This window comes from Corynebacterium sp. HMSC064E08, assembly GCF_001811805.1.
Taxonomy (GTDB): Bacteria; Actinomycetota; Actinomycetes; order Mycobacteriales; family Mycobacteriaceae; genus Corynebacterium; species Corynebacterium jeikeium_D.
The window spans coordinates 98082-108422 of sequence record NZ_KV806691.1 but is presented as its reverse complement, the minus strand read 5'-3'; the positions used below and the strand labels follow the sequence as shown (position 1 = coordinate 108422).

The 10341-nt window shown below is 59.8% G+C and carries 9 protein-coding genes; 3 read left to right on the top strand and 6 right to left on the bottom strand.

What is annotated here, in order from left to right; all coding sequences use genetic code 11:
• Window positions 1-269 precede the first annotated feature (269 nt).
• Together HMPREF2820_RS00520 and HMPREF2820_RS00515 are read left to right on the top strand one after the other, a co-directional pair.
• Entirely contained in the window at window positions 270-1115 is an 846-nt protein-coding gene (locus HMPREF2820_RS00520; protein ID WP_049172614.1) for an HNH endonuclease family protein, read from the top strand.
• Between the two features lie 539 nt (window positions 1116-1654).
• Entirely contained in the window at window positions 1655-3352 is a 1698-nt protein-coding gene (locus tag HMPREF2820_RS00515; RefSeq protein ID WP_016421788.1) for an AMP-binding protein, read from the top strand.
• A gap of 82 nt (window positions 3353-3434) precedes the next feature.
• Here HMPREF2820_RS00515 and HMPREF2820_RS00510 read toward each other — a convergent pair whose 3' ends face one another.
• Window positions 3435-4166, bottom strand: a complete 732-nt coding sequence (locus tag HMPREF2820_RS00510; RefSeq protein ID WP_016421787.1) for an SDR family oxidoreductase — start codon at window positions 4164-4166, stop codon at window positions 3435-3437.
• A 24-nt stretch (window positions 4167-4190) separates the two neighbouring features.
• Entirely contained in the window at window positions 4191-4952 is a 762-nt protein-coding gene (locus HMPREF2820_RS00505; protein ID WP_049193380.1) for an SDR family oxidoreductase, read from the bottom strand.
• Between the two features lie 183 nt (window positions 4953-5135).
• On the opposite strand from HMPREF2820_RS00505, the gene HMPREF2820_RS00500 reads away from it, so the two are divergent.
• The gene (locus HMPREF2820_RS00500) at window positions 5136-7196 is read left to right on the top strand and encodes an oxidoreductase (protein WP_049193381.1); all 2061 of its coding nucleotides are present in this window, start codon (window positions 5136-5138) and stop codon (window positions 7194-7196) included.
• An 11-nt stretch (window positions 7197-7207) separates the two neighbouring features.
• On the opposite strand, the gene HMPREF2820_RS00495 is transcribed toward HMPREF2820_RS00500, so the two are convergent.
• The 4 genes from HMPREF2820_RS00495 to HMPREF2820_RS00480 form a co-directional block, all read right to left on the bottom strand.
• Window positions 7208-7870, bottom strand: a complete 663-nt coding sequence (locus tag HMPREF2820_RS00495; RefSeq protein WP_070602210.1) for a nitroreductase family protein — start codon at window positions 7868-7870, stop codon at window positions 7208-7210.
• Window positions 7871-7873: 3 nt separating this feature from the next.
• Entirely contained in the window at window positions 7874-8374 is a 501-nt protein-coding gene (locus HMPREF2820_RS00490) for a methylated-DNA--[protein]-cysteine S-methyltransferase (protein WP_070602208.1), read from the bottom strand.
• Window positions 8375-8386: 12 nt separating this feature from the next.
• Window positions 8387-9334 (bottom strand): alpha/beta hydrolase family protein, encoded by a 948-nt coding sequence (locus HMPREF2820_RS00485; protein ID WP_049189819.1) that lies wholly within the window; start codon window positions 9332-9334, stop codon window positions 8387-8389.
• 109 nt (window positions 9335-9443) lie between these two features.
• Complete coding sequence (locus tag HMPREF2820_RS00480) at window positions 9444-10337, bottom strand: cation diffusion facilitator family transporter (protein ID WP_070602206.1); 894 nt, start codon at window positions 10335-10337, stop codon at window positions 9444-9446.
• Window positions 10338-10341 lie beyond the last annotated feature (4 nt).

Sequence of the window (10341 nt, the reverse complement as noted above, 5' to 3'; positions counted from 1 at the left end):
GACACGGGTTATCTATATTTCCAACTGTTTTAACAATGCACTTTCATCTAGGCGTATTGCAATACGTATTTAGGGAACTAGCTATATTTACCCACCCCCGAAGGAGCTAGAACACCCTTCCCGTTCGACTAAAACCGGGCTTTTACTACCCGCTTTAACGCCATAACCCCCTAATCGAGCTACCACCCCCGCTAACTACGCACAATTGTTCGATTCTTTAGCAAACCTCCCTCCATACCCAATCCGCCCCCACCGCTATGGTTAGCTCCATGCTCGCCAACCGTCGTTTCCGCTCGCCGCTGCAGGGCCTCGCCCTCCTTATCGGCGCAGCGACAATCCTCAGCGGCTGCACGGCCCCCACAGCCCCCACTCCAGAGAGCCAGTCATACAGCCCGGCACCGGCACCCGCATTTACGCCCGAGCCAGAGGAACCCGCGCCCGAGATTCCCGAAGCGCCCCACACCCCCGCCGCCCCGGACACCCCAGCGCCCGGCACATCGCCTATCGACGGCATCCGTAGCGCCCTCAACCAGCTGGAGGTAAAAGGGCGCGCACCGAAAACCGGCTATGCGCGCGATGAGTTCGGGCAACGTTGGAGCGACGACGTCTCTGCCGAGTTTGGGCACAACGGATGTGACACGCGAAACGATATTTTGAATCGTGACCTTATTAATAAGGAGTACAAACCAAATAGCCACGATTGCGTCGTGCTTTCAGGGCAATTACTGGATCCCTATACCGGCACGATGATTGAGTTCCAGCGTGGCCGCGATACCTCTTCTGCCGTTCAAATCGACCATGTCGTAGCCTTAAGCGACGCCTGGCAAAAGGGGGCACAGCAACTCCCGCCCGAGGTTCGGCAGGACTTTGCCAATGACCCCCTCAACCTCTTGGCCGTCGATGGCCCCGCCAATCAACAGAAGCGGGATAGCGATGCCGCATCCTGGGTACCCGCCAATAAGCCATTTCGCTGCCAGTATGTCGCTCGCCAGGTGGCAGTAAAACAGAAATACCACCTGTGGCTCACACAGGCGGAGTACGATGCCATCGACCGTTGGCTCTCTACCTGCACACCAGAGGATGAGCCCGCACTTGCCGCCCTAACCCTGAATTAGGGCAACTTCCTCCGGCGCTCACCGATGCCACACACCGAGGCTCAAGCCGGCGAATATGTCACCTATTTAGCTACGTGTTCGCAACCTCCGCCCCTCCTAGTCGCGAACATTTCTATTTTTCTGAAGATTCCTAGCCCCCTAATTTCTGGGGGCGACCGCCATTCAGCTACTGCCCGCCCCGTCAAACAAACCAACCGAAAACCCCTGGGTTCATAGAGTTATATACGTCAATATCAGAATTGAATTCGTTACCGTAGTGTTATCTTTTCGTTATATTCACTGCTTCCTGTCGGTTTATAACTGTTTGATAACACTGTATCCTCGAGCCCGTACGCGAAAAGGTACCCGTCGTAAAGCATTGCGCACGCCGACTGCGTATTTTTTACTTTTCTTCGTGGAAACTACTTTTTGACGCGGCACAGGTTTGTTAAAGTCTGATTGTTACAAAATCGCACTACCGTGACTGATGGTGTCAGTGTGACTAAAGAGTCGCTTGGCGCTATTAATCGCTTGTCCATCATCTTGGAGGATTCTCACCCATGGCAGCTGAAATGAAGGCTCCGGAAGTACCACTTGGGCTCCAAATCAAGGCTTTTGCCCAGTCGATTCCACCACTCCTGCGTACTGGTGCCCTGTACATGACTCCGAAGACGGCGCCGAAGATTCTCGATTACCTGCGTCGCCTGAAGTTCTCCGTCGCCAGCCTGATTTCCATGAGTGCGCTGCGCTACCCGGATCGCCTCGCCCTTGTCGATGATGACGGCGAACTCACCTATTCTCAGCTGCTTGACAACTCTCACGCCCTGGCTCGCGCCTTGATGGACCGTGGCATGACCCAGAAGTCCAGCTTCGGCGTTATCGCACGCAACGGCCGCGGCATCATCCTGCCGATGGCCATCAAGGGATTCATCGGCTCCGAAATTATGCTGATGAACATCGGCTCCGGCCCGACTCAGATTCGCGGTGTCGTTGACCAGAATAAGGCCAAGTTCCTGTTCGTCGATGACGAGTTCCTGGGCAACCTGCCAGAAGACCTCGACGATGTCACCGTCGTTATTACCTCCGTGACCAAGCCGGAGACCCGCAAGAACGCGGGCAAGAACTTCGTGTTCATGGAAGACCTCATTGAAGAAGGTCGTACATCGAACGCCAAGCTAGATCCGAAGCCGGAGCAGGGACGCATCATCATCATGTCCTCCGGCACCACCGGCATCCCGAAGGGTGTCCTGCGCAATGAGCCCAAGACACCGGCAACCGTGGGTGCAATCGCCGATCGTATTCCGTGGCGCCGCAACATGGTCATTCACCAGTCCGCATCCATGTTCCACGCCTGGGGCTGGGCAAATGTGCTGATTGGCATGGCTACCGGCTCCACCATTGTCACCATGCGTGTCTTCGACCCGAAGAAGGCTGTTGACCAGTGTGAACAGTACGGCTGTAACGGCATGATTTCCGCGGCCTTCTTCCTGCGCCAGATCAAGGATGTTCTGGATGAGGAGCCGAACCGCAAGATTGGCCCGTTCCGCTTCATTGTCTCCTCTGGTAACGCCATCCCGGGCTGGCTCGTCTCCGCGCTGACTCACCGCTTCGGTCCGGTTATCTGTAACTTCTACGGCTCCACCGAGGCCGGCCTGTGCTCCATCGCATCCGGCGCGGACCTCGCAGCCCGCCCGGACTCCGCAGGTCGCCCGGCAATTGGCGCCAAGGTTCGCATCCTGGGTGACGACGGCAAGGAAGTCGAGCCGGGTGAGGTTGGCATGATCCACACCGCTCAGGAGCTCTCCTTCATCGGTTACCTGAACAAGAAGGACAAGTTCACCACCGTCGATGGCCTGTTCCAGATTGGTGACCTCGGCCGTATCGACCAGGACGGCTACCTGTACATCTGTGGTCGCTCCGACGACATGGTGATCAAGGGCGGCGAGAACGTCTTCCCACGCGAGGTCGAAGAAATTCTGGGCCCGGTGCCGGGCATCGCCGATGTCTTCTGCCACGGCAGCAACGAAAACGACGAGATTTTCGCTGACCTGTTCCTCTACGTTGTCCGCGAGGACAATGAGGCCGGCAAGAACCTCACCGAGGACATGCTGCGCGAGTACGTCCGCGAAACTCTGGCCGAGCACTCCACTCCGGACCGCGTCTTCTTCGTCGACTCCCTGCCGCGCAACGCCATCGGCAAGGTTGTCCCGCGCGAGGTCAAGGCGATGCACGAGCGCCTGAATCTGGACGCTCAGTAAGAAGCCTGCACACGAAAGTGTGCCCACCGGCTATCCGCCTGGTGGGCACACTTTTTGCTTGTCTCAGCTACCTTTTGCGCGGCTATCCGCGCGGGCGCACCTGGATTTCATCCACGTTGGCATCCGCTCCGGTATCAACGGCCAGACGTACTGCGGCTGCGATCGATTCAGGCCGCATGAACTTCGTGCCGTCGTAACGCCAATCAGCATCATCGCGGTGCCAATTCGACTGCAGCTGAACCTGCATATCGGTATCGACGCGCCCGGGGTGCACGGAGCTGACTCGAACCGCGCCACGCTCTTCCTCGCGCAGCGCATCGGTGAAGGCCCGCAGCGCGAACTTCGACGCTGCATACGGTGAAGTACCAGCTGAAGCGCGGAATCCCGAGCCCGAGTTGATGGTTACCAGCGTGCCCTCCGCCTTGCGCAGCGCTGGCAGCAGCTGGCGTGTCAGGTCGGCGACGGCGACGACGTTGATGTCCATAATTCGCGACCAGTCCGCACGCGAAACCTCCGCCACGTCCCCATCGACGTACACGCCCGCCGAGTGCACGAGCACATCCAGCCCGCGCCCACCGAGCGCCTCCAACAGCTTTGCCACTTCCGCGTTTACGGCGTCGGTATCACCCAGATCAGCAACGAATACGCTTGCCGACGGCAACTGCGACGCCACCTTCTCGGCAGACTCAGCACTGGTAGCGCCCACAATGACATGGTGGTCACGGGAGAGATCCTTGGCGACCGCCAGGCCAATACCACGGCTTGCACCCGTGACCAGGGCAATCTTGGTGTCAGCGGCAATATCGATGCTCATGTACGGCTCCTCTATGTAGTCGGTTTACTTCTTCGGCTTCGCGCCGCCCACCTGGTCGATGGGGGTCACCTGCAGGAAGTCAATGTTGACGCGCTTCGGACGGGTGGCCGCGAACACAATGATGTCGGCAACATCATCGGCGGTCAGCGACTCAACGCCATCGTAGACCGCTGCGGCCTTGGTCTCGTCGCCGTCGAAACGCACGAGTGAGAAGTCGGTGTGGACGCGCCCCGGATCGATTTCGGTGACGCGCACGCCATCGGCAGCAACCTCTTGACGCAGGACTTCCACCAGCGCGCGCTCAGCGTGCTTGGCTGCGTTGTAACCGGCGCCGCCGGTGTAGACCTGACGGCCGGCAATCGAGCCGACGGTGAGCACAATGCCGCTAGTGGACTTCAATGCGGGCAGCAGCGCGCGGGTGACGCGCAGGGTGCCCAGCACGTTGACCTCGTACATCCAGCGCCACTTTTCCTCGACAGCGCCTTCAACCGATTCCATGCCCCAGGCGCCACCGGCGTTGTTAACCAGCACGTCGACGCGCGGTTCGGCCTTAGCCAGCGCCGCCACATCGGCGTCAGAGGTGACGTCAACCTTGTAGACCGTCGCTTCACCACCGGCAGCGCGAATCTCCTCCGCGACAGCCTCCAGCTTGTCCTCGCGGCGGGCTCCCAGCACAACGCGGAAACCTTCAGCTGCGAACTGCTTGGCAGTGGCTGCACCAATACCGGAAGAAGCACCGGTAACTACAGCTACTTTCTTGCCATTAGTTGAAGTTTCAGAGGTCATGGGGGCTCAACTCCTTGCTACATGCGTCTACTAATATCCCCGACTGTAGTCATACGACACCCTCCTGCGCCGAAGACTGCGTGTGCTTTACACCTGATGTTCCACGTGAAACGTATATAAAACTGTGCCGGAATTTTTCCGATTCACCTCATACACAGCCGCTAAAACCGCGATACTGGTTGCATGTCTGACCAGCCTCACTTCCCACATCTTCTCTCCCCTCTCGACGTCGGTCCTCTAACTCTGCGCAATCGCATCATCATGGGCTCAATGCACTCCGGCCTGGAAGATCGCACCCGTGATATCCCCAAGCTGGCTGCCTACCTGGGTCGACGCGCCGAAGGTGGCGTGGGGCTCATCGTCACCGGCGGTTATGCTCCCAACATCGAAGGTTGGCTGACTCCGGCCGGTTCGATGATGGCGTCAAAGCGCATGGCGGACAATCACCGCCGCGTTACTGACCTCGTGCACTCCCACGGCAGCCACATCGTGCTGCAGGTGCTGCACGCCGGTCGTTACAGCTACAGCCCGCTGGCCCGCTCCGCCAATACCGGTCAGTCGCCGATTAGCCCGTTTAAGGCTCACCGCCTTACCGGCTTTGATGTCTCACGCACTATCGGCGCTTATGTCCGCGCCGCGAAGCTCGCGAAACGTGCTGGTTACGACGGCATCGAGGTTATGGGCTCCGAGGGTTACCTGCTCAACCAGTTCCTGGCCGAGCGCACTAACCACCGCTCGGACAACTGGGGCGGCAGCGCCGAGGCTCGCATGCGCCTGCCCATCGAAATTGTCCGTCGCATTCGCGCCGAAGTGGGCGAGGACTTCTTACTGCAGTACCGCATTTCGCTTCTTGACCTGGTGGAAGACGGCCAGACCTGGTCCGAGACCACTGAACTCGCGCAACGTCTGGTCGAGGCTGGCGTCGATGTCTTCAACACCGGTATCGGCTGGCACGAAGCACGCGTCCCCACCATCGTTACGTCCGTGCCGCGCGCCGCATTCACGGATCTGACTGGTCGTCTCCGTTCGCTTGTCGACGTCCCGGTGGCAGCCTCCAACCGAATCAACCGCCCCGAGGTTGCGGAGAAGATCCTCGCTGACGGCAATGCGGACTTGATTTCCATGGCCCGCCCACTGCTGGCTGACCCGGACTTCGCCATCAAGGCGGGCGATGGTCGAGCTGACCAGATCAACACCTGTATCGCCTGTAACCAGGCCTGCTTGGACCACACCTTCGCGGCCAAGCGCTCCACCTGTTTGGTCAACCCGAAGGCTGCTTACGAAACCGAGTTGGTATCCGTGCCGGTATCGAAGGACAAGGCCAAGCGCGTCGCCGTCATCGGCGCTGGTGTGGCTGGACTCGCTTTCGCGGAAGCCGCAGCTCAGCGCGGCCACCACCCGGAGATTTTCGAGGCCGCCGACCAGATTGGTGGCCAGTTCAACCTCGCCGCAAAGATTCCGGGCAAGGAGGACTACGGCGAGACGCTGAAGTACTTCTCCCGCCGTCTGGAGGTACTCGAAGTTCCGGTTCACCTGAACACGCGTGCCGACGTCGACGAACTCAAGGCCAAGTTCGACCACGTGATTGTGGCCACGGGTGTTACCCCGCGTATCCCGGGCATTGACGGTATCGACCACGAGAAGGTCATTCGTTACGACGAACTGCTCTCGGGTGCGAAGCAGGCCGGCAACAAGGTGGCCGTCATCGGTGCTGGTGGTATTGGTGTGGACGTGTGTGAGTACCTCACTCGCAAGCCGAACCAGACCATCGAAGCCTGGAAGGACGCCTGGGGCGTCGGTGACCCTGCGGAGTTCCGCGCGGGTCTGACCAAGCCGGGCACGGTCTCTGGCGCAGCTGAGGAGTTTGAGGTTGAGCGCGAGGTGCACCTGCTGCAGCGCAAGACCTCCCGCATCGGTAAGGGCCTGGGCAAGACCACTGGTTGGGTTCACCGTGCGGAAATCAAGAAGGCCGGTGTCAAGCAGTACACCGGCGTCACCTACAACCGTATCGATGACGAGGGCCTGCACATCACCATCGATGAAAAGCCACAGGTCATCGCGGTTGACAACGTGATTGTCTGTACTGGTCAGGTATCCAATCTGGACTGCCTGGGCGGAAAGGATCGCGAGAGCGTCACCGGCGATAACTCCAATGTCACCATCATCGGCGGCGCGGACGTGGCCGCTGAGCTGGACGCAAAGCGTGCCATCCGCCAGGCCGTTGAGGTAGCGCTCGCGCTGTAGGGCTAGGGCTGCTACGCCTCGTAGCGGTCGGTGTAGGCGCGCTGCTCGAACTCGAAACGGCCCGGGTGAGCCGGGAACTCACCCGGGACACCGATGGCCAGCAACAGCGCTACCGCCACATCGGTGTCACCGGCACCGATAGCTTCCTTGACCTTCTGCTCACTAAAGCCCGTCATCGGGGAGCTAGCCCAACCAAAGGCGCTGGCAGTGACCATAGCGAAAGAAGCGGCAATCATGGCGTCGCGGATTGCGAACTCGCGGGAGAGCCCCTTTTCCTCGCGGGCCTCATGGAAGGAGGTCATCGAGGCCTCCCGCTCAGCAGCGGCGACTTCGTCCCACAGGCCAGTGGCCTTGTTGGCCTCAACCAGGCGCGGAATACCGCGCTTCCAGCCGGTCGGCTCACCAATGAAGGCGAGCAGCAGCGGCGCATTGGCAACCTGCTTCTGACCACCGGCAGCTTCCACTACCTTCTGGCGCACCTCAGGGTCCTCGATGCGCACAATCGCGCGGGACTGAATGTTAAAGGCGCTGGGAGCTTCCAAAGATAGCTCCAGGAGGCGGCGCACGTCAGCGTCGTCAAGAGGTTCGTCAGCATAGACGCGTGTGGCGCGGCGGTTGCGGACGATGTTCTCAAATTCGGTGGCGAACTGGTCGCGCGGAGAATGTGAAGTCATGCATTAGAGATTAGCGGGCGGCCAACCTTCGAGTTCGAGTAGCCAGCGCTTCATTTCGCGGCCACCGGCATAGGATCCGAAAGATCCCGCTCCCCCACTGGCGGGAACGACGCGGTGACAGGGAATCAGAATACCCAGCGGATTGGTGGCACAGGCCGAGCCGGCAGCCCTGGCGGCACGGGGTGAACCGGCCATCTCGGCAAGCTCGCCATAGGTCACAACCTGGCCATACGGCACATCGCGCAGTGCGGTCAGAGCACGAGCGCGGAAAGAATCCTGCGTGAATACGTCGCAGTCCAGCGGCAGCGCAAACTCACGGCGCTGCCCGGCAAAATACTCGCGGAACTGCTGCGCCGCCAGTTCCGCCACCGCCTGCGCTTCGGGGTCGGCGGCGCTGGGGTCGTCGTCAAGCACGGGGCCTAAGAGATTGACTTCGACGACCCCGCGAGCGGAGGTGGCGATTCCAAGCACGCCGAAAGGCGTTTCTACCTGGGAAATCGCCATAAAACCTCCTACTTAGCCCTTGTTGGCCTGGAACCAGGCCAGCAGCTCGTCCCACTCCTTCTCGTGACCGGAGCGGAAGTACCCACCGTAGCCCACGCCCTTACCACCAGCCGGCTGAGCCTGGCGCTTTTCAATCTTTTCCGCAGAGCTCATCACATTGGTGATCAGGTCTGCCGAGGACTCCTCAGTCCAGTAATCATCCGGAACGCGGATGGACAGGAACGGCTGCGGAGCCTTGGAGAAGCGGTTAGCGAAGTCGAACTCGGAGTCGTCGAAGAAGTAGCCTTCCTTGCGAGCCCAGCGAGCCCACTGACGCATGACACCGTTCGGCGGCTCGACAGCCAGACGCCACGCCGACGCCGGAATGTGGCCAGTGATGAAACCGCTAATCGGGCCGAGAATATTGAAGATGAAGAATGCGCGGACCTTGCCCGCCACGGACGGCACCTTGGAAATACGCATACCGCGGCAGTTGACCAACGCCGCTGCGTCATAGGTGCCCTCGGAGCCGGCGTAGACGATGCCGTGACCACCAACCGCGTGACCGACAGCGAAGTGCGGCACGTCCGGGTAGGTCTCCTTGGCCCACTCAATCACACCCGGAATATCCTTGGTGATCCAGTCCGACATCCGGATGTCTTCATTGTTCTGGTCAGTCTTCAGAGCGGACTGGCCAATTCCGCGGTAGTCATAGGTGATAACGCCGTAGCCCTTTTCTGCCACGGTCTCAGCGAAACGGTGGTAGAAACCCTGCGGCACACCGGTACCGGAGTGAACGGTGATGATGCCGTTGGGAATGTTCTCTGGGTTCTCCTTCGGGCGGAACATGGTTCCGCGCAGCAGGACGCGGTCATTTGCCGGAATAATGATGTCCTGCCGAGGGCACGGCTCCGGCAACTTCGGGCTCTTCGCGGAAAAACGGCTATCCCCAGTGGAAGTGGTTGAGGCTTCGGAGGTCATTTATGCAGTTCCTTCGAGTGGACTTAAACAGTGCATGATTTTGTATTCACAATCTTAAAGTGTAAGGCTCATCACTTTCAGCGCTTTCGTGGAATTTGCCTCACACGCGTTACAACTGCACATCCCCATAGGCGCGTTCGTCCTCAATTGGCTCCAGATGCGAGGAGATATGCACACCTGGAAAACGCTCCCGCAGCTCATCTTCCATCGCGGTAAGCACATCGTGACCGCGCTCCACGCTCCACGGGCCCGGCACCAACACATGGAACTCAATGAACTTCTGATGCCCCGACTCGCGAGTGCGGATTTCGTGGACGTCAATGCCACGACTCCGGTCACGGTGCGAGGCCAAAATCTCATCCACCGCCACGCGGTCGTCGCCCTCCATGGCCTTGTCCATCAGGCCGTTACCGGAATCGCGCAGCAGCTTGTAGCCGGTGACCAGGATGTTTACGGCCACGGCCAGCGCGATGATCGGGTCAAGCCACCACAGGCCGGTAACCCACACCAGCGCCACACCTACGAGCACTCCGGCGGAGGTCCACACGTCGGTCATCAGATGCTTGCCGTCGGCGGTCAGCGCCAGGGAGTTGTGTTGGCGCCCGGCCTTAAGCAGAATCAGCGCCACCGCACCATTGATCACCGAGGCAATTACGGTCACGACGAGGCCCTGGCCAATCTGCTCAATCGGCTGCGGGTTCACCAACCGCTCGATGGAGACATAAATAATGGCCGCCGCCGCCACGAAGATCATGGCACCTTCCAGCCCGGCCGAGAAGTACTCTGCCTTGGAATGGCCGAACTCATGGTCGCGGTCTGCGGGCCGCGCGATAACCTTGAGCACGATAATTGCGACAACTGCCGCAACCAGATTGACAATCGACTCCGTCGCGTCGGAAAGCAGGCCCACCGATCCGGTTAGAGTGTAGCCCCAAAACTTCAGCGCGATGGTGACGACCGCCGCCCCCACTGAAAGCCAACCAAAACGAGATAAGTCCTGCATATGC